We start from the raw sequence: 20,081 nt of genomic DNA on the forward strand, positions 1-20,081 counted from the left end.
ACTTTGTTTTTGGCTACCGCGTGAGAGCCACTTCAGAAAACGATCCGGGTTCTTAGGCCGAACAGAGTGATGCTATCCTGAGAGGGGTTCAGCAGCGGGTTTGAAATGAACTGCACCGACGGTGTGATTTGCAGTCCAGGTGAGATTGAAAAGCGGTAGAAGGCTTCCAGAGTGAATTGATCACCGTCTATGCCCCTTGCTTCGGCCCAGTTCAGGCCAAGCCCTGCCAGATCGGTATTGCGACCGTAGTAGCCGAGACCGGCAGAAACAGACCGATCATAGAGTGCCGCTGTCCCCTTTGAAGCCCCTGCCCGAAAGAACGGCATCCACTTGTTGTCGACAAACCAAGCGGCGGAAAACGCAGCGCCATAGTCTTCTGCGCGACTACCATCGTCTGCCGCGTCCGCATGCCAGAGGGTCAGGTGGATATTGTCAAAATAGATGCGATCAAAGCCGGAGGTGTAGCCAAGCTCGAGCGATTTAAAGAGATTGCCATCGCTGAACACATCAAAATCAGGCTCAGACGAGTCCGCGTTTGCGTCCGAAATGCTCGCAACCGCGTAGAAGTTTTCGCTGAGCTTTACTCCTCCTGCAATGCCAAGGCCCGGATTGGGTGCGTTAAGTGTCGGGTTGGTATTGAAAGACAGATTTTGGAAGCCATTGTAGGGGCTGACCAACCCGTAAATATCCACAAAGTCCGTTACATCAATCTGCCCGACTTGCAGCGTCCACGAACCATTCTCAGCCCTTTGGGTCCAGAACAGGTTGGTCAGCAACAGGCCATTGTCGTTGAAGGCAGTCCCTGTGATCGACAACGCTCCACCATCCAGCCCAAGAAACTGCGGGGCGACATCGGTGTAACTGTGCCGGTCTTCGATCTTGAATGTCAGCGAACCCCGTTCAGTTGCCTGCCAACTGCCGTAGAAGCGCGCAATTCCGCTGGCCGCTTCGCCGGTTCTCAGATCAGCATTCGTCGTTTGGCCCAATGCCAGGTAATCAATGTTGAAACGAAATCCGCCATCGGCCAGCTGATCTTTCCACTCAAACCAAACCGGTGCGATGTTGCGCGGAAAGTCCGAGCGGTATTGCGGGTCGGTCAAACCATCTCCGGGTTCAAGATCAGCTTCAACTGAAGAGGGTCCCGACAGCCCCTGCGCTGAAGCCGCACCAGCAAATGCAATACTCAATGCGACAACCAGAAGTCGTATCATTCAGACGCCTTTGCCCCGCCTGTCTTGCGATTGCCTGCCGCTCGGATGCGATCAGCAGCACGCTGTTTCCATTCCAGCCCATCTGCCTCGGTTTCCAGCGTTTCGACGCTGTCCGTGTCCAACTGGAAGGTCGCACTCATAGGCATAACGCCATCCACGACCACCATGTCCTGAACCGATGGGGCAATCGTCAGAGTACCCGTAAGTCTTACAGGTTCATGAAAATAGCTGGGTGCCCAATCGCCATTTAACCGCACGCGGATCATCTGGTTTGGCGGCGGCGGGGGCATATGACTGCACATCCCTCTTTCTGGTACCAAATACGCCACAGGCCGACCGTCCGGATCGCTCGGGGCTGGAATGGCAAAACCCGCGAGTGTGATTGTTTGGCCGTCGAATTGCGGATTTCCGTTCGTTCCAGCCTTTCTTCGGCGTTCAATCACGACCTCTCGCTGATCGAGCAGCCAGTCGATATCTACCCCACCTGACGCCAAGGCATCCTCGGTCTCAGTCAAAAGCTCTCGCCATCTCTGCCTTTCTTCCTCGCTGCCAATGTCCTGTTGAAGCCGACCCCGCAAGCGCACGACGAACAGAACATCATCGAACTGTTCAGGGCTCAGGTCGCGGTAAGGGTCCTCAAAGACCTGTACAGCCGGATCGGGAAGGTCGGCCCAGTCCAACGCTGTTCCAGATGTCGCGATCGCGGGTTGGGCGCAGTAAACCAACCCAGCAAGTAAGACGAAGCGAAACCAATGACGCATGAAAGCTCTCCGGCCCTTCTGTGCGGATCAATCCAGTGTGTCTTTGTAGATGATACCGTCTTTCATAATAACATCGATCGTGTCGATTGGCGTCCACTCAGGGTCGGCATCAAACCAAGCCGTGTTGCCACCGATCACAGTGATATCTTCCAGTGGGTTGCCATCCACGAGGATGATATCCGCGTAAGCGCCTTCCTCGATTACGCCCAGTTTACCTTCTTTATAGGGGTTTCTGGGACCAGACAACGCAAGCATTTCACCTGCTATAGATGTCATCTGCTTCAGCACTTCGAAGTTGCTGTCAAACGTTTGAGTACGCCACCAAATTTCGTAACGGCGGGCACGTTCGGCATCCTCAAATTTACCTACATAGTCAGATGCAAAGACGACTTTCACACCGTTTTTGAGGAGATTTCTGCCAAAGTCTGCATACTCTTTACCCAGCGCACTCACTTCGGGAATCTTGTCTGGCGGCATCAACGGATTTTTGGCTAGGTCAGGAGAAATGCCCCACATCTGCGGAACGACAAAAGCGCCAGCTTCTGCGATCCGTTTCATTGTGGCTTCTGAAATAAAGAACCCGTGCTCAAACGTTTTGACACCGCAATCAAGAAGCCTGTTTACCGAGCGGTCATTGAACGTGTGTGCAGCAATATAAGTACCCCAGTCAGCGGTGGCCTCGACTGCTGCACAAATTTCATCTTCTGAGTATTGCGTCGTGTCGATCGGATCGAAACGCGACGACCCCCCGCCGCCACCCATGATCTTAATCTGGCTGGCGCCATTTCGAAGATTGAGGCGTACTGCCTTCAATACCTCAGGTATACCATCGGCGACAGTGCCAATACCCATGCGTTCAAAGTTGGATAAATCACCCGCGTCATTGGGACTGTACCCCGGGTCTGCGCGATCGCGAAAATCACCATGGCCGGAGGTTTGCGAGATGAATGCACCTGACGGATAAAGTCTTGGTCCAATAACTGTGCCGTTGTCGATAGCCCTAGCCAGACCGAAGGCCGGGCCTCCCATATCTCTTACTGACGTGAACCCGTCTTGTAAGAACCGATCCATAACGATTACCGAGTTATAAGCGATGTCGTAAGGCGTCATGTTGTGTTCAACGGGGCCAAAGTCGTTATTGATCATCACATGCGCGTGCCCATCAATGAGACCCGGCATTAGCGTGCGGCCGCCACCGTCAATGACCGTGGCATTCGGGGCATCGATCGCATCGGTTGATACGGCCTTAATCAAGTTGCCCTCAACCAGAACACTGGCATTCTCGATCCGCTGTTCATTCACACCGTCGAAGACATGCACGTTGGTAAAAAGCGTTTGCGGCTGTTCTTGATCCTGAGCCTGCGCGGACGTCGAAAAAGTAAAAAGTGCAGCGGCAATTACTTTCGAGAAAAGGGGCATTCGTAGACCGGACATAAGTACTCCCTTCATATTCATGTTTTGCCAACTGTAGTTCGGAAAACCTTGGATCGGTTGCCACTTTTAAATTAGGATGTTCGAATGTGATTGCAAAAGTGGCCACTGGGCAAATCTCCCAGTCTTACAACGGGTGACGTGCTTGCCTTTCAACTCCACCTCTCAAGAGCATAGCGAAGGCTTTATTCGCCTCGCATTAGCAGCTCCGTTTCTGCAATATCTCATCGACCGTGGGATTGATCCGCAACCAGCCTTGGATCAGGTCGGCCTGAAAGCGGAGCTTCTGTCCGACCCCTCGGTGTTTGTTCACTCAGAGCTGGTCTACGGTTTGGTGAACGCCTTCTCGGACCTGTCAGGGGATCGGTATCTTGGCCTGAATGTGGGAGAAACATTTGACCTGCAAGAATGGCCTCCGTTCGCTCAAGCCCTGCAATCTACTAAAACGCTGTTCGAGTTTTTTACCCGTTTCGTTGGGCTTGTACCGCAAGAGTCCAATTCCGTGCGGCATAGCCTTGTGATTTCAGCAGACAAAGCGACGTACAGCATCGAACGGCAACAGGAACCAACTGTCCCACCGATTCAGGTTACCGGATTTGGAGCCGCAATCTACGTACGACTTTTACAGACCGTAGTTGGAGAGTCGTGGGACTCTTCCCGTGTGCGATGGGCAAGCAGATACATCAATGGTCTGCCAATTGGCTACAAAGGGATCGAGGTTGGCCTTGGGACTGATCCCGGAATGCAAATCAGTTTTCCTGTGGAATGGTTGTTTTTGCACCATGACACACAGGGCTCTGCCACGCCCGTTGCCCCGACCCGGCAAGATGAAGAAGTGACCGTGGTGGCCGCTTTGCGATCTGTTTTACGCGAAAAACTGGATGAAGCAGAATTGGGGCCTGAGGTGGTGTCTGGCCTGCTGGGAATACAGCAGGAAAGGTTTCTGAAGGCGCTTCAGCGGCAAGGCACAACGCTGCCCCGCGAGATCAAACGACTGCGTGTCGATGTCGCCAAAGAGCACCTCAGAGAAGACAAGATGACAATTGCAGAGATTGGTCTGATGCTCGGCTACTCCGACAAGTCCCATTTCACTCGCTTTTTTCGCGGCCAGACTGGAATGACACCGACCAAGTTCCGTGTTGGTTCGTAAATTCGGTGACAATACTCGGATTGGACGTCCACTGCTGCCCCGGAATCGGTCGCAAATCAGACCGCGCGACCTTCAAGCCGCTGACAACACTTGGCATCTCTATGGGAGGTGCTGGTTGACGCAATTGCAAAGAACACATTTCTGCTCGCGCGGAGTGAGATAGTGAGCTCGGCTCACACCAAAGATATTGGGAGCCCGTGACTTCAATAACCACCATTCGTTCAGTCTTTAACATCTACCTCGCGACCGCCGCTTAACTCGAAAGTGACATTTTGCAACCGATTGCAAGTTTCATGCAATGATGCGTAATATTGCCCGCATGACTCTGCCCGAATGCTTTTCGCCAATCCGTTGGACCCTGCCATGAGTGTTACCCTGAAAGACGTTGCTGCGCTGGCCGGGGTTTCCCGTTCGGCGGTGTCCCGCACCTTTACCGAGGGCGCGTCGGTTTCGGCCAAAACCCGCAGCAAGGTTGAGAAGGCCGCGAAAGAACTGGGGTACAGCCCGAACGCTCTGGCCTCATCACTGACCACCGGGCGGACCAAACTGATCGGGCTGATCTCGAACAACTTCCACAACCCGATTTTCCTTGAGGTTTTTGACCAATTCACCCGCGCCTTGCAGGAACGCGGGCTACGTCCGCTCATCGTGAACCTGACCGATGAGACCGAGCCCGCCAATTCGGTAAGGATGCTGCGGCAGTATTCCGTGGACGCCGCGATTGTGGCATCGTCGACCCTGCCGCCCAGTTTTGCAAAGGCGTTCCATGATGCGGGCGTGCCGGTGGTGCATACGTTTGGCCGCTCGGCCACCTCGCCCGAGGTTCACGTCGTCGGAATCGACAACGTTGAATGCGGGCGCATGGCCGCCCGAGAGCTACTGGCACGCGGATACAGCCACGTTGGGTATATGGGCGGGCCGCAGAATGCGACCTCGGCCATGGACCGGTATAGGGGATTCATGGAAGAGGTCGAAAAGCAACCGGATGTGGTGACGTCGCATTCCTTTGCCAGCAACTATTCCTTTGAGGCCGGGCGCGCCGAGATGCTGCGCCTGCTGGCCGACAACCCAGCCGACGGGTATTTTTGTGGCGATGACATCCTGTCGATCGGTGCGCTGTCGGCCCTGCGCGACCACGGGCTGAAGCCCGGTGCGGATATCGGTATCATCGGCCTGAACGATATGGAGATGGCACGGTGGGAGAGCATTGATCTGACTACCATTCATCAGCCCATCAAGCAGATCATAACCTCATCCGTCGATCTGGTCGAAGAGATGCTGAAAGACCCCAAACGCTATCCTGAGGCGCGGATTTTCCCCTGCCGGGTGATTGAGCGGGGCACATTACGGCCCCGCCCCTGACTACCGGAACATCGGCGGGCGGGCGTCTTTCCAGGCACCGTCCTCTTTGCCGGACGCGACTGCTGCATGAACGGCGGCAATCGACCGGACACCATCCGCAGCACCGGGCAGGCCATCACGGGTTTTCCCCCTGATTGCATCCGCCAAATCGCAATAGATATTGGCTACGGCCAACGGGAAGCCTTCGGGATGCGCAATCGCCACACGAGACAGCCGCTGCACCTCATCGTGCAGACCGCCCTCGCCTTTCTCGATGATCTGAGTGCGCCCGCCGACGGGTGTATAGATCAACTGGTTCGGCTGTTCCGAGGCCCAGCGCAGACCACCGGTTTCCCCGAACACCTGAATGTCGAACCCATGCTGTCGCCCAATAGCCACGGATGAGGTCCACAGACGGCCCACTGTGCCGCGCTCCATTCGGAAATTCACCATCGCGTCGTCTTCCAACTCGCGGCTGGAGATGGTCGAGGCCATGTCGGCGGACAGGGACTTCACCTCATCATCGCAAATGAAACTGGCCATGTGCAGCGCGTGGATGCCGCAATCGGCGAACTGGCCCGAGACACCGGCCATCGCCGGATCATAGCGCCAGCGCACGCGCGGGTTGTCGGCATCGGTGGCGTCTCCGTGGTGTCCGTGGCTGAAATTGGTGACCACCAGACGGACCTTGCCGATATCGCCAGCACGCACCATCGCGCGCGCTTGGCGCACCATCGGATAGGCCGAATAGCAGTAGTTCACCGCGCAAATCTTGCCGGAGGCTTCGGCGACACGGACGATCTCTTCGCCCTCTTCTACCGTCATGGTCATGGGCTTTTCACACAGCACATTGAACCCGTCTTCCAGAAACGCCTTGGCAATCTCAAAATGAGTAGAATTCGGCGTGGCGATCGTCACCAGATCAATCCGGTCGGCACGGTCCTTTTCACCGGCCAGCATTTCCTGCCAGTCTCCATAGGCGCGATCAGCCGCCACGCCGAGCCGCTGCGCATATTCGCGACCTACATCCGGGCGATGATCCAGCGCGCCTGCGGCGAATTCAAACATCCCGTCTGCCAACGCCCCCAATCGGTGGGCGGGTCCGATCTGGCTGCCTTCGCCACCGCCGATCATGCCCCATTTCAGCTTTGCCATGGTCTTGGTCTCTCTTCAAAATGTGTCGTTGAGCGATCAGAAATCGCGCGTGTTTTGCCATGTCTGGCGCTCGGATGAGGCCAATGCCGCGGCCAGCACCCGGTTGACCTCATGCCCGTCGCGAAAGGTTGGCCAGATCGGTTGACCGGTATGGATGGATTCAAGGAAATCCTTGGCCTCAATGATGATCTGGTCCTGATACCCGGTGCCGTGGCCCGGACCCTGACAAAAGGGTTCGTAGTCCGGATGCGCCGGGCCAGTGAGGATTTTGGTAAACCCACGCTGCGCCTCTGGGCCTTCGCGGCGATAGAACCACAGGGCGTTCTGATCCTCCTGATCGAACCGCAACGCGCCTTTAGTGCCCGAAATCTCATAGGCGTAGCCCATTTTTCGCCCTGTCGAGATGCGGCTGACATAGATATTGCCCATCGCACCGCTTTCGAACCGGCACATGATCTGGGCATGGTCATCGTTGGTAACCTTGCCGCCGGGGCGGGTTTCGTGAACGGTTTCAACTTCGGCCATGACGGCCTTGATCGGGCCAATCAAGGCCAAAGCTCCGTTAACCATATGTGGGGCCAAATCGCCGATGGTGCCGTTTGCCATACCCGTGGTGCGCCATGTGGCCGGGGCGTCGGGGTCGGCATAAAAGTCCTCGGTATGCTCACCCCGGAACCAGGTGATCTCACCTAACTCACCATCCGCGATCAGCTTGCGCGCAAATTGTGTGGCGGGCGTGCGGACATAGTTGAACCCGACCATATTGGTGACACCTGCCGCCTCGGCTGCGGCGACCATGGCCGCGCCATCCTCCATCGACGCACCCAGAGGTTTTTCGCACAGCACTGGCTTGCCCAAAGCAAAGGCAGCCTCGGCAATTTGACGGTGGGTTTCCTGCGGCGACGCGATGACCACAGCTTCGACCGCCGGGTCATTGACCAGCGCCAGCCAATCCTCGGTCGCGCGCTTGAAGCCATACGCCTCCCGATAGCGCTCGGCGCTTTCAAGGGTCGAAGCGCAGATCACCTCAAGCCGTGGTCTTAGCGCCGTATTGAACACAGCCCCTACAGCGGACATGGCAACAGAATGTGCCTTGCCCATATAGCCGCCACCGACGATTCCAATTCCGATTTCAGGCATCTGTCACGGCTCCGAACATACTATTTGCAACCGGTTGCAAAATCAGTATCGTGTGAATCGATTCAAGGCAAGGTCCAAACTTTGCCCACCCAACTTTGCCGGAGGACATGACGTGAGCGCTTTGATGGACGGTATCAAAGGGAACCGCTTTGCCGTGCTGGGCCGCGCGGGTATGGACATGTACGCCGACCCTATCGGCGTCAAAAGCGAGGATGCCGACACGTTTCGCGCCGATCTGGGCGGTTCATCTGCGAATACCTGCGCAGGTCTGGTCAAGCTGGGCTCTCAGGCGTCGCTGATCACCTCGGTTTCGGACGACGCGGTAGGCCGGTTTTGCCTAAACCGGCTGCGCGACTACGGCGTGGATACGTCCTATATCCGCGTTCTGGGTGGCGAATACCGCATGTCTCTGGCGGTTTACGAAAGCTGTATCGAGAATTTTCAGAACGTCATCTATCGCAACGGCGCTGTCGATTTTCAGGTTACCGAAGAGGATATGGACAGGGTCGATTTCACAGGGTTTTCGGCGGTGATCTCAGCCGGTACTGTGTTCGCCGCCGAACCCTCGCGCAGCGCCACGTTCCGCGCTTTTGACAATGCCCGAGCCGCTGGTCTGCCAATTATCTTTGACATCGACTACCGCCCGTATAGCTGGCCTTCGCCAGACGTGGCCGCCGAGGTGCTGTCTCGCGCCGGGGAAGCCAGTGACCTGATCGTCGGCAACGATGAGGAGTTTGGGTTCATGGCCGGTGGTATCGACAAAGGCTTCGCCAAAGCCAAGGAGCTGGCTGAAAAACCGGGCCGGATCGTCATCTACAAGATGGGTGAGAAAGGTGCGGTCACTCTGGCGGATGGTGATGAAATCCACACCGGGATTTACCCTGTGACTGCCGTCAAACCAAACGGTGCGGGCGACAGTTTCATGGCGGGTCTGCTGGCCTCAGTCGCGGCGGGGCATTCGCTGCGCGATGCGGTCATGCGTGGCTCGGCCTGCGCTTCGATCGTGGTGTCCCAACCCGGATGCGCGGGTGCAATGCCGACCACCCCGGAACTGGACGCGTTTCTTGCCAATCACCCCGGCCCGACCACATAGGAGTTTCCCATGCACATCGCGCCCTTTGACAATCAGAACAAACCCATCGTCGATGCCGATGACCCGACCGTGCCGTTGAACTATTTCAACATCGTCAAACTGAAAAAGGGTGAGGCGTTTGAATACCAGGTACCGGGGTACGAAACCTGCATCGTCCCTGCCACCGGCAGCGTTGATGTGGACGTGGAAGGGGCCGCGTTCCCCAATTTGGGCAATCGGGGCGAAGATGTCTGGGATGGCGAGCCCGAAGGCGTCTACGTGCCGGTCGGCGCCAAGGCGCAACTGGTCTGCGTCTCGGATGAAACCGAGGTGTTCATCGCCGGGGCCAAATATGACAAGGTGCTGGACCCGTTCGATGTACGTGAACATGACCTTGTGCAATATGGCAGCGACGACACCAAAACCCATCGCAAGATCAAGCATATCCTCGGCCAGAAACAGCATGACAAAGTGGGCCGCCTGCTGGTCAGCGAGCTGTTCACCGTTGGACAAGGTGGCTGGTCGGGATTCCCCAGCCACAAGCACGATACCACCCGTCTGCCGGATGAATCGCGCCACGACGAGACCTATAACTTCCGTTTCAAACCCAATTGGGGCTCGGGCCTGCAAATGTTACAGCGAGAGGATAACGAACCGGGGGATGCCTATCACATCGTTAATGGCTCAACGATCTGCATCGACAAGGGCTATCATCCTTGCTGCGTGTTGCCGGGGTACGAGATGTACTATTTCACCATCCTCGGCGGTCTCAGCCAGCGGTCGCTGGTGCAGTATTTTCAGCCTACTCACGCCTACCAGATCGAGACGATCCCGGGCATCAAAGACATGATCGCGAAGTTCAAATGACTCTCGTCACACTGAAAGATGTCCTGCAACCGGCGTATGAGCAAGGCTATGCCGTGGGCGGGCTGGTGACCCTCGGTTGGGAAGACATGCGCGCCTACGTTGCCGCCGCCGAGGCGGAAAACGCACCTCTGATCCTGCAAGCCGGACCGAGCTGTCGCGAGCACACTCCCCTGCCCGTTCTGGGCAAAATGTTTCGCCATCTGGCCGAGAATGCCTCGGTCCCTGTGGTCGCCCATCTGGACCATGGCTATACGTTTGAAGACTGCAAGATCGCGTTGGACAGCGGCTTTACCTCGCTCATGTTCGACGGGTCGCGCAAGCCCTTGCAACAGAACATAGACGAGACCGCCGCAATCGCCGAGATGGCCCACGCGGCCGGTATCTCCTGCGAGGGAGAGATCGGGTTTGTCGGCTATTCAGGCGGAGAAGGCTCGAACGGAACCGACCCGGACGAGGCAGCGCAATTTGCCCGAGAAAGCGGCGTGGATGCGATGGCAATCTCGGTCGGTAATGTTCACTTGCAACAGAACAAAGAGGGTGGTCTGGACGAAGAGCGCATCGCCCTGATCGACGCCGAGACAGACGTGCCTCTGGTCATCCACGGCGGCTCAGGCGTGCCGGTCGAGCAGCGCGCGCGCCTCGCCCGCGAGACTTCCATCTGCAAGTTCAACATCGGAACCGAACTGCGCATGGCGTTCGGCGCTGCGCTGCGCGAGGCGGTGAACAGCGACCCTGACAGGTTTGATCGCGTTACGATCCTGAAAGAGACACACGACCCTGTCGAAGCCGCCGCGCGCATCGTCCTGCGGGCCTTTGGCGCGCCGCCGCAACGATAGCTGACGCGCCTGAATCGAGCCCCCTTCGACCATGAAGTTTCTGGTGCTGCACGTTGCGGCGTTGCCATCCAAAAGGCCTGCCTTGGCCCCTTGGGCCGCAAAAGCGTGCGCAGGCTCGGGTCATCCGTCCCGCTCCATGATCCATTCGACCTCGGGGGCCGGGACAAAGCGCCATTTCCGCAAAGGACCGGCCATGACGTTCAGGTAGTACATTTCAAACCCATAAGGCGCGCCGCAGGGGTGGTGGCCACGTGGGACGGTCACGACATCGCCATCGGACACAGCCATCGTCTCGTCCAACTGACCGTCATCGGTATAGACCCGTTGGATTCCAAAGCCGTTGGCAGGATTCAGACGGTGGTAATAGGTCTCTTCCAAATAGGTGATACGGGGGTAGTCATCCTCGTCATGTCGGTGGCTGGGGTAAGAGGACCAGTGACCGTTTGGCGTGAACACCTCGGTCACCAGCAGGCTGTCGGCATAGTCCTCGTTTTCCATCGCGATATTGTTGATATAGCGCGTGTTCACGCCCTTGCCACGCTCGGTCAGGGTGATGCCATCCGGGCCGATACGCCGGGCCTGATGCCCGCCTTTACCCGGTGCCGAGCAGACCGCGACAACGCAATCGGTTTCGGCCACCGCTTCCCAATCAGTACCATTGGGCAGGTAAAGGCAATGCGGCGGAGTTTTCTCAAACACATTCATCCGATCGCCAAGAACGCCCCAATCCTGCCCGGCACCGGTGATCTGCGCCTTGCCTTCGACCATGACCAGAATGACCTCACGGTCCCCTGTGGCCTCAGCCGCCATGTCACCGGCCCTCAGGTGATAGAGGCCAAACCCGACATATCGCCACCCGGCGCTTGCCGGCGTGATGTCGTGAACCTTGCCGCGCGTGCCGAAGGGTTTCTTGAGCAAGTCTGCCATTCTGGTCTCCTTTTTTGGGCGGCTGCATCAACCGTCCGGGTCTTGTTTCAGGCCTCTTGCCTGTGACGCAGGGCCGAGAGTTCCCCGGCCAGTTGCGCTTTGGTCCAGCCTGCACCGACCGCCCGGCGCAGGATATCCGCCTGACTTTCCGGCGCGTTCCCCCCAACTGGAGGGTCCGTGTCCAGATTGGTTGGGAAGGGATAGCCTTCGGCCGTGGCTGCAATGGCCGCGTCCAGCTCTGCTGCTGTCAGGTTGTCGCTGTTTTTTAGGGCAATGAGGGATGGGAAGACGGCCACAGACATTGCGTGCCGGTCGACCGTCTCCATCGCGCGCCCAAATGCCGAGGAGATCTGCAACAGGTTCGCCATGCGGTCGATATCAGCACTGCTGTTCTCACCCGCTGCATGGAATAGGGCCGGGTTAAAAAACAGCGCGTCGCCTTTGTTCAGCGGCAGCTGGATACAGGCTTCTTCAAAAAAGTCCCGGTGATCCACATCGTGAAACGCGAGATATCCCGGATCGTAAAGCTGCGAATAGGGCAACAGTTTCGTAGGCCCGCTTTCCACCGGCATATCGCAATGTGCCACGGCCCCTTGCAGGGTCAGCGCCGCTGTCAGGTGGTGCGCATGGGCGGGGTAGCGGGCGGCGCTTTCGGCGCTTTGAAATCCCAGATGATAATCCCGATGCGCCTGCTGTGCTTTGCCGCCGGGCCGCACCTGATTGACCTGCGCAGTCATCTGATAATTCGGGCCAAGCCATGCTTCGCAGACTGCTGCAACCGCGATATTACTGAAATACAGCGCAAACCCCTCGGGGTCGCGCAGGCACTGTTTTTGCAGCGCGTTCCAAATCCGGTCATTGGCACCCGAGGCGGCAAAATGGTCGCCCTCACCCGCGCTGCTTTGGCGTTCCTCGGTGATTATCTGCCGGAAGACCTCGGTCGCCCGATCAATCACGGTTGTGTCCGCATACGCCCCTTTCAGGACGATCACGCCGGCCAACCGCCCCAGCACCAGTGCCCACTCGGACAAAAGGTCCGGGCGCTTCTCCGGATCGGAAAGAACCGAAGTCAGCGCTGCAACGTCGTAGATTGGTACGTGTTTTTCCACGCGGGCGGCAAACGGCATTTGCCCGGTCGGAACCGAGGACGCCGTCAAGCTTTTCAGAGCCTCGAGGTCGATGGAGTTCGTGCTATGAAACCCAAAAGACTTTTGGCCTCTGCCGCTCATCTTCCTACCTTTCCCCGGCTTCTGCGTCAGTTGATGTCCAACCCAGCAACCTCACAGACATCGACAATGTGGTCATAGCCCATCTTGGAATACTCATAAGGCGGTGCCTTGACCGGGTCCTGTTCGGCCTCGACCACGATCCAACCGCTGTAGTCCATGGCTTTAAGCGCATTCGCAACAGCCTGAAAATCAATGCAGCCGTCTCCCGGAACCGTGAAGGCACCGGCAATCACTGCATCCAGAAAGCTGCGGTTGTTTTCCCGCACGTCCTGCACCACTGCCGGGCGGATATCCTTGAAATGCACATGATGCACACGGTCGCCCCAACGGTTCAAGGTTGCCATCACGTCGCCGCCGCCGAACAGCAGATGGCCTGTGTCGAAACACAGGCCGACCTCAGGGCCCGAACCCTCCATCAGCCAATTCACGTCATCTTCGCTTTCGATGATCGTGCCCATGTGGTGGTGATAGGCCATCGGCATGCCCTGATCGGCCATCCATTTTGCAAGTTCGGTGATCTTGGCCGCGTAGGCCAGCACCTCATCCCTGGACAGTTTCGGTCGGTGATTAACCGGCGTTCCGATCTGCCCCTGAACGGTGTTTGAGCATTCGGCGTAGACAATGCACGGGCTGTTCAGCGCCACGAATTGCTCAACCTGTTCACGCACCGCCTCACGTTCCGTCGCGAAGTCGTTGACCAGTGACGCGCCGGAACACCATCCACCACAGAGCGAGATGTCATTCCCGTCCAGATAGGCGCGCAAACCTTCGGTGTCGCCAGGCATCCGCTGGCCGCGTTCGACACCGGTGTAACCAATCTCGCGCGCCTCTTTCAGCGCTTGCTCCATGGTATAGGCCGCCGTCAGGTCGGGCAGATCGTCATTCTGCCAGGCAATCGGAGAGATGCCGATCTTCAAGCTCATTTCGTATTTCTTTCTTTGATCGCAACTTCATAGGCCGCGCGTTTTTCGGTAACTTCTGGGCGGATTGAGACCTCGGGCACCGCGACCTCCCACCATGTGCCGCCATATTCGGTGGACGGGTACGGATCGGTGTCGATGACCACCACGTAAGGCCCTTTAATGTCGGCACGTTTGGCCAAGGCATCTTCCAATTCCGCAATCGAACTGACCTTAACCGAGGTCGCCCCCATCGCCGCCGCGTGGGCGGCAAAATCAATGGCCGAGGGCGTTTCATGCACCGCGTGATCCAGCAGGTTGTTAAACTCGGCCCCGCCGGTGCCCATCTGCAAACGGTTGATACAGCCAAAACCGCGGTTATCGGTGATCACGACGGTGAAGGATACACCCATCATCGCAGCGGTCGCCATTTCCGAGTTCGCCATCATATAGGTGCCGTCGCCGGTAAAGCAGATCACGTCCCGCTCGGGCTGGGCCATCTTGATGCCCATGGCTCCGGCGATCTCATATCCCATGCAGCTAAAGCCGTACTCCATGTGATAGGCGCCCGGTCGGGGCGCTTTCCACAGCTTGTGCAGCTCACCCGGCATGGTGCCCGCCGCGCACATCACCACCGTATCGTCATGCGAGGCGCGCTGGACTGCGCCCACGACCTGCATGTCGGTTGGCAGCGCGTTACCGTCACCCGGCGCGTCGGTCAGCTTGTCGACCTTGCCAAACCATTCAGCCTTGAGCGTGTCGGCAACAGAATCCGCGCGGTGGCCTTGCAAGGCAACGCCCAGTTCCTCTAACCCGACGCGCGCATCGGATTGCAGGGGCATCGCGCCATGTTTCTCGGCGTCATAGGCAGCGGTGTTCAGGCACACCGTCTCGCGTTCGGGGTTCGAGAACAGACCCCACGAGCCGGTAGTGAAATCCTGCAACCGTGTGCCGACCGCCAAGACCAGATCAGCCTCGGCGCAGATGTCATTGGCGGGCTCACCGCCGGTCACCCCAATAGGGCCGAGGTTCAGCGGATGATCCCACGCCAGAGATGACTTGCCTGCCTGTGTCTCGGTGATTGGAATGTTGTGCGTTTCCACAAAGCTCTGCAACGCGTCGGTCGCGCCCGAGTAATGCACACCGCCCCCGGCGACGATCACCGGACGTTTGGCCGATTTGATCGCGGCAACCGCGCGGGCCAGTTCGCCCTCATCCGGGCGAATGCGGCGTTGATACCAGACGCGCGGCTCAAAGAAGCTTTCGGGATAGTCATAAGCCTCGGCCTGCACGTCCTGACAGAAGGCCAGCGTCACCGGCCCACAATCAGCAGGGTCCGTCATGGTGCGGAAGGCGCGCGGTAGTGCCGTCAATAGGTGCTCGGGGCGCGAGATACGGTCATAGTAGCGGCTGACCGGGCGGAAACAGTCATTGGCGCTGACAGTGCCGTCGCCAAAATCCTCAATCTGCTGCAACACCGGGTCCGGGCCGCGCGTTGCAAACACATCGCCGGGCAGCAGCAGAACCGGCAAACGGTTCACATGCGCCAGAGCCGCCGCCGTAACCATGTTGGTCGCGCCCGGCCCGATGGACGACGTCACCGCCATCGCCCGCGTCCGCCGCATCTGTTTGGCATAGGCAATCGCACAATGGGCCATGGTCTGCTCGTTATGACCGCGATAAGTGGGCAGGCTGTCCTTGACGGCATGCAACGCCTCACCCAACCCGGCCACGTTGCCATGGCCGAAAATGGCCCAGACACCGGCGATAAAAGGCTCTCCGGCCTCGTTCATCTGCGCGCCCACATAGCGCACCAAAGCTTGCGCTGCGGTCAGTCGGACTGTTTTGCCCATTGTGATCCCTTTCAACACAAGGCCAATTTGGCCATTCCAGAATTTTCGTTAAATGTTGGGTGCTTGAGCCCAGGATTGGGGGAACGGCGTTAAACCGTTCCGCCCAGTGAGCCTTCCAGCTGAGCCAGTTCCTGCCCACCTGCCATCAGGTCCTGCAACTCTTCCGGCGTGATCTCACCCCGTCTGGCAGTACCCAGAGTCTGACCCCGGTTAAGAACGGTAAAGCGGTCCCCCACGGCCAGCGCATGACGCACGTTGTGGCTGATGAACACAACGCCCACGCCCTGACTGCGCACCTTGTCGATGGTCGCCAGAACATTCGAGGTCTGACGCACACCAAGGGCCGAGGTCGGCTCGTCCAGGATCAGGATCTTTGCTCCGAAATGCACAGCCCGCGCAATGGCCACCGTCTGACGCTCACCCCCAGACAATGTGCCAACGGCCTGATCCGGACCACGCAGGTTGATGCCCATCTTGCGCATCTCTTCCATGGTGATCTCATCGGCCAGCTTTTTGTCGAAGAAGTTGATACCGGCCACTTTGCGGGTCGGTTCATTGCCCATGAAGAAATTGCGGCTGACGCTCATCAGCGGGATCATGGCCAGATGCTGGTGGACCGTTGCGATCCCGGCGGAAATTGCATCGCGCGGGTCTTCGAAATGCATCGGCTTTTCTTCGAAGAATATCTCGCCTGCGGTTGGCTTATGCACACCGGACATGGTCTTGATGAAGGTCGACTTGCCAGCACCATTGTCGCCCAGAAGGCAGTGACATTCGCCCGGTTTCAGATCAAAGCTGACCCCCGCAAGCGCAATCACCGAGCCAAAGTGTTTCTGGATGTCGACCATCCGAATGATCGGCTTTTGATCCTGCGCGTCGCCATGATGGAACTTGGTATCTTCGGTCATCTCAGCGTTCTCCTGTGATGATGCGACGGATATAGGTGTTCAGGATCACCGCACCCAGCAGGATCACGCCCAGGAACACCCGGAACAGAGAGCTTTCCACGCCGGCAAAGAACAGTCCCTGTTGAACCACACCAAAGATCAGCGCGCCAAGCGCCGCGCCAAGGACCGAGCCATAGCCGCCGGTCAGCAATGCGCCACCGATAACCACGGCAATGATCGCTTCGAACTCCTTCAGCAGACCACGATCCGCACCGGCTGATCCGAACTCCATCACCTGACAGGTGGCGAAAACCGTGGCGCAGAAGGCGGTGAACATGAACATCAGGATTTTGACTTTGTTGACCGGAACACCCGAGTTCCGGGCTGCCTCGGCATCGCCACCAGCGGCGAAAATCCAGTTGCCGAATTTGGTCTTGGTCAAAAGCACATGGCCAAAGATGATGATTACGATGGCCCAGATGATCAGCATTGGAATGCCGTCCACCACCGGCTGACCCTGACGCGATCCCCGCTCGAAAACCTCGATTATGCCGTTATCGCCCAGCCAAACGAACAGGCCCTGCCCGACCTTGCCGCCAAAGATAGATGCCAGCCAATCGCCTTCGGCTGCGTCCTTGATCCCGCCGATGATGGTTTTACGTTCGATCGTCTGCGGCAGGTAAATCGTGAATCCGCGCAGAATGAACAGAAACGCCAGCGTAACAATGAAACTGGGCAGGCCTGTGCGGACAACGATGTAGCCGTTTAGCGCTCCGATGGCGACGCATAGGACAAACGTGATTATGATCGCCATCCAGACCGGCCAGCTCATCGTGACCGAGAAAATAGCAATCATCATGCCCGCAAACCCGATCATCGACCCGACTGACAGGTCAAATTCACCGGCGATCATCAGCAGGCAGGCCCCAACAGCGATGATCATGAACTGAGCCGAAACGACCGACCAGTTCATGACCCCCTGAGCGGTGAACATGCCGCTGTCAAAGGCAAATAGCAGGAAAAAGGTGAATACGGCGACAGTGCCGACCATCCCACCCAATTCGGGGCGGATCAGAGCGCGGCGCAGTGGTGAGATCTCTTTGATCCGTTCGTCGCCGCCTGCCGTGGATTGAACTGACTCAGACATCGTGGTCCTCCCTCGCGCGGGGTTCTGAGTTTTAGGGGTACAGCGGGCACGCCGAATTGGTGCCCGCTGTGATTGAGAAGATCAGCGGTATTCGCCCGCGAACTCTTCGATCTTGGTCAGACCGTCTGCGGTTACGAAACCGGGGCCCGAGTTGATGTTGTTGCCCGGCAGAACGCCATAACGGTGGTAGTTGGTCATAACTACAACCGGCAGATAGGCTTGCAGGAAGGGCTGTTGGTCGATGCCCCACTGGATGGTGCCGTCCTTGATGCCTTTGACGATTTCACCGCCCAGATCGAATGTGCCGAAATAGATGTCACCGGCCATGCCGTTTTCCTGTAGCGCCAGAATGGTCGGATCAGCCGAGGTCGGGCCAAGTGTCAGAACAGCGTCGGTGTCCGGGTTAGCCGACAGATAGGCCAGAACCCGGTTCTTGATTTCGGCAGGGTCCTGCCCCGCGTCGATCATCTGCTCGCCCAGTTCGACGCCCAGACCATCGGCGAAGCCCTGACAACGCTCTTGGCTGGATGGCTGTACGATGTAGTGGTTCACGCAGAGGAACGACCCGATGCCGTCAGCCTTGGCGCGCTGACCGGCAGCGAGGCCCGCGTCATATTCAGGCTGGCCCACATACATCAAGGCGCCTACTTCGCGCGCTTTCTCAGGCGTGCCGGTGTTCATGATGATAACGTCGATACCGGAATCCACCGCGGCCCGGATTGGACCTTCCAGAATGTCTGGATCGGCCAGCGTGGTGATGATCCCATTCGGGCCGGAGGCGGCCGCCTGATCAATGATCCGCGCCATATCCGCAAGGTCACCGGTCGGAGGGTTACGGTATTCCACCTCGACCCCCATCTGCTCGCCCGCCAGAGCGATGCCGTTTTTGATCGTATTCCACCAGCTGTCGCTGTCAGGGGCGTGGCTGACCAGAATGTACTTCTCGCCCTCCGCAGCCGCGCCGGTCACGGTCGCCAGCGCCATCGCACTGGCCGCCAGAGCGCTTTTTACGAACTTATTCATTTGGTTTCCTCCCATAAGAACAGTTTGTCTTTTTTGCCGGGGTCTCAGCCCCAATCATTCGGACGGACCGAATCTCCTCCACTCCGGAAGCTGACGGAGCTGTTCCCAGTTTCCGTATATCGACTCATTTTGCAACCGGTTTCAAAACATCTGCCATGGCTACAGGCTGACCGGACTGCGCCGAACGGGTCGCGGCCTCGGCCATGGCGAGGGCGGCAACACCGTCTCCAAGCGTCACTGGCATCGCGGTTTCCCCCTGGACGGCTTTCACAAACGCGTCCCATTCCGCGCGATATGCAGGCATATAGCGTTCCAGGAAAAAATATGTGGGCTTTGCACCGGTGACACCATTGGCCGTCGACTTCACTACCGCGTTTTCCAGAATGTTGTGGGCCTGTAGCAACCCGTCCGATCCCAGCATCTCAATCCGCTGATCATAGCCGTAGACAGCCCGCCGTGAGTTCTTGATCACAGCGATCATACCATCTGCATAAGTCATTGTAACAACAGCTGTATCCACGTCACCCGCGCGCCCGATCTCAGGGTCGACGATTGCGGTGCCGACAGCGGAAATCTGCACCGGCAACTGCCCCATGAGATAGTTCGCCATGTCGAAATCGTGGATCATCATATCCCGGAACAACCCGCCCGAGACTTTAATGTAATTGACAGGCGGTGGGGCTGGGTCGAAAGAAGTGATCGACAGCAGCTCTGGCTTGCCAATCTCTCCCCCCTCAGCTGCGGATTTCAGAGCGGTAAAGCTGGGGTCAAATCGCCGGTTGAACCCAACCATCACTGGTTGGCCGGTTTCCGCTGCCGCCGCCTGACATGCCATCGCCCGTTCAAGGCTAAGATCAACCGGTTTTTCGCAAAGAACGGCCTTACCAGCTGCCGTCGCAGCCTCAATCAGGTCAGAATGGGTGTCCGTTGGCGTTGCGATCAGCACTGCATCAATAGATGGATCAGCGATGATCTCCATGGAATCGCGGGCCGTTGCCCCATGTTCAGCGGCAAGGCCTTCCGCCGCATCGGCAATTGCGTCAGAAACGGCACAGAGCTGGCTGTGAGGATGCGCGGCAATGGCCTGAGCATGCACCCGCCCGATACGCCCGGCCCCAAGCAATCCGATTCTGAGCATGCGGTTCTCCCGAT

General features: G+C 57.9%; 18 protein-coding genes. 5 read left to right on the forward strand and 13 right to left on the reverse strand.

Features of this window, described 5'->3' with window-relative positions:
- Positions 1-32: 32 nt before the first annotated feature.
- From ACOQOY_RS08635 to ACOQOY_RS08645, 3 genes are read right to left on the reverse strand one after another with little or no spacing between them, the layout of a single operon-like run.
- A complete protein-coding gene (locus ACOQOY_RS08635; protein WP_420585035.1) occupies positions 33-1,211 on the reverse strand; it encodes a carbohydrate porin in 1,179 nt (392 codons plus the stop codon).
- Positions 1,208-1,972 carry a DUF3299 domain-containing protein gene (locus tag ACOQOY_RS08640; protein ID WP_420585036.1) on the reverse strand — a complete coding sequence of 255 codons (765 nt, stop codon included), beginning with the start codon at positions 1,970-1,972 and terminating at the stop codon, positions 1,208-1,210. Before ACOQOY_RS08640 ends, ACOQOY_RS08635 begins: the two co-directional genes overlap by 4 nt.
- A 27-nt stretch (positions 1,973-1,999) precedes the next feature.
- A complete protein-coding gene (locus ACOQOY_RS08645; RefSeq protein WP_420585037.1) occupies positions 2,000-3,406 on the reverse strand; it encodes an amidohydrolase family protein in 1,407 nt (468 codons plus the stop codon).
- A 142-nt stretch (positions 3,407-3,548) separates the two neighbouring features.
- Between ACOQOY_RS08645 and ACOQOY_RS08650 the strand changes: the two genes are divergently transcribed.
- Positions 3,549-4,553, forward strand: a complete 1,005-nt coding sequence (locus tag ACOQOY_RS08650) for a helix-turn-helix domain-containing protein (protein ID WP_420585038.1) — start codon at positions 3,549-3,551, stop codon at positions 4,551-4,553.
- A gap of 363 nt (positions 4,554-4,916) precedes the next feature.
- Positions 4,917-5,915 carry a LacI family DNA-binding transcriptional regulator gene (locus ACOQOY_RS08655; protein ID WP_420585039.1) on the forward strand — a complete coding sequence of 333 codons (999 nt, stop codon included), beginning with the start codon at positions 4,917-4,919 and terminating at the stop codon, positions 5,913-5,915.
- Here the strand turns inward: ACOQOY_RS08655 and ACOQOY_RS08660 are convergent, their stop codons facing one another.
- Together ACOQOY_RS08660 and ACOQOY_RS08665 are read right to left on the reverse strand one after the other, a co-directional pair.
- Complete coding sequence (locus tag ACOQOY_RS08660; protein ID WP_420585040.1) at positions 5,916-7,049, reverse strand: Gfo/Idh/MocA family protein; 1,134 nt, start codon at positions 7,047-7,049, stop codon at positions 5,916-5,918. It abuts the gene before it with no gap.
- A gap of 36 nt (positions 7,050-7,085) precedes the next feature.
- Entirely contained in the window at positions 7,086-8,189 is a 1,104-nt protein-coding gene (locus ACOQOY_RS08665; RefSeq protein ID WP_420585041.1) for a Gfo/Idh/MocA family protein, read from the reverse strand.
- 124 nt (positions 8,190-8,313) lie between these two features.
- Here ACOQOY_RS08665 and ACOQOY_RS08670 point away from each other — a divergent pair, with 124 nt between their 5' ends.
- The 3 genes from ACOQOY_RS08670 to ACOQOY_RS08680 are packed head-to-tail and all read left to right on the forward strand — an operon-like array spanning position 8,314 to position 10,964.
- Positions 8,314-9,282 (forward strand): PfkB family carbohydrate kinase, encoded by a 969-nt coding sequence (locus ACOQOY_RS08670; RefSeq protein WP_420587226.1) that lies wholly within the window; start codon positions 8,314-8,316, stop codon positions 9,280-9,282.
- A 9-nt stretch (positions 9,283-9,291) separates the two neighbouring features.
- Entirely contained in the window at positions 9,292-10,128 is an 837-nt protein-coding gene (locus ACOQOY_RS08675) for a 5-deoxy-glucuronate isomerase (protein WP_420585042.1), read from the forward strand.
- Positions 10,125-10,964, forward strand: a complete 840-nt coding sequence (locus tag ACOQOY_RS08680) for a class II fructose-bisphosphate aldolase (RefSeq protein WP_420585043.1) — start codon at positions 10,125-10,127, stop codon at positions 10,962-10,964. Before ACOQOY_RS08675 ends, ACOQOY_RS08680 begins: the two co-directional genes overlap by 4 nt.
- 120 nt (positions 10,965-11,084) lie before the next feature.
- Here the strand turns inward: ACOQOY_RS08680 and iolB are convergent, their stop codons facing one another.
- The 8 genes from iolB to iolG form a co-directional block, all read right to left on the reverse strand.
- On the reverse strand, positions 11,085-11,891 hold the full coding sequence (gene iolB, locus ACOQOY_RS08685; protein WP_420585044.1) for a 5-deoxy-glucuronate isomerase: 807 nt from the start codon (positions 11,889-11,891) through the stop codon (positions 11,085-11,087).
- A gap of 47 nt (positions 11,892-11,938) precedes the next feature.
- Positions 11,939-13,120 carry a phytanoyl-CoA dioxygenase family protein gene (locus ACOQOY_RS08690; protein WP_420585045.1) on the reverse strand — a complete coding sequence of 394 codons (1,182 nt, stop codon included), beginning with the start codon at positions 13,118-13,120 and terminating at the stop codon, positions 11,939-11,941.
- Between the two features lie 26 nt (positions 13,121-13,146).
- On the reverse strand, positions 13,147-14,043 hold the full coding sequence (gene iolE / locus ACOQOY_RS08695; protein ID WP_420585046.1) for a myo-inosose-2 dehydratase: 897 nt from the start codon (positions 14,041-14,043) through the stop codon (positions 13,147-13,149).
- Positions 14,040-15,872 (reverse strand): 3D-(3,5/4)-trihydroxycyclohexane-1,2-dione acylhydrolase (decyclizing), encoded by a 1,833-nt coding sequence (gene iolD / locus ACOQOY_RS08700; RefSeq protein ID WP_420585047.1) that lies wholly within the window; start codon positions 15,870-15,872, stop codon positions 14,040-14,042. The genes iolE and iolD overlap by 4 nt, the downstream gene beginning before the upstream one ends.
- A gap of 89 nt (positions 15,873-15,961) precedes the next feature.
- Positions 15,962-16,780, reverse strand: coding sequence for an ATP-binding cassette domain-containing protein (locus ACOQOY_RS08705; protein ID WP_420585048.1), 819 nt, complete (start codon positions 16,778-16,780; stop codon positions 15,962-15,964).
- A gap of 1 nt (position 16,781) precedes the next feature.
- Complete coding sequence (locus ACOQOY_RS08710) at positions 16,782-17,906, reverse strand: ABC transporter permease (RefSeq protein ID WP_420585049.1); 1,125 nt, start codon at positions 17,904-17,906, stop codon at positions 16,782-16,784.
- A gap of 81 nt (positions 17,907-17,987) precedes the next feature.
- Positions 17,988-18,890: a sugar ABC transporter substrate-binding protein gene (locus ACOQOY_RS08715; protein ID WP_234899385.1), complete on the reverse strand. Its 903-nt coding sequence runs from the start codon at positions 18,888-18,890 to the stop codon at positions 17,988-17,990.
- A 163-nt stretch (positions 18,891-19,053) separates the two neighbouring features.
- Complete coding sequence (gene iolG / locus ACOQOY_RS08720; protein ID WP_420585050.1) at positions 19,054-20,067, reverse strand: inositol 2-dehydrogenase; 1,014 nt, start codon at positions 20,065-20,067, stop codon at positions 19,054-19,056.
- Positions 20,068-20,081: the final 14 nt, after the last annotated feature.

The organism is Ruegeria sp., assembly GCF_965221235.1.
GTDB lineage: Bacteria > Pseudomonadota > Alphaproteobacteria > Rhodobacterales > Rhodobacteraceae > Ruegeria.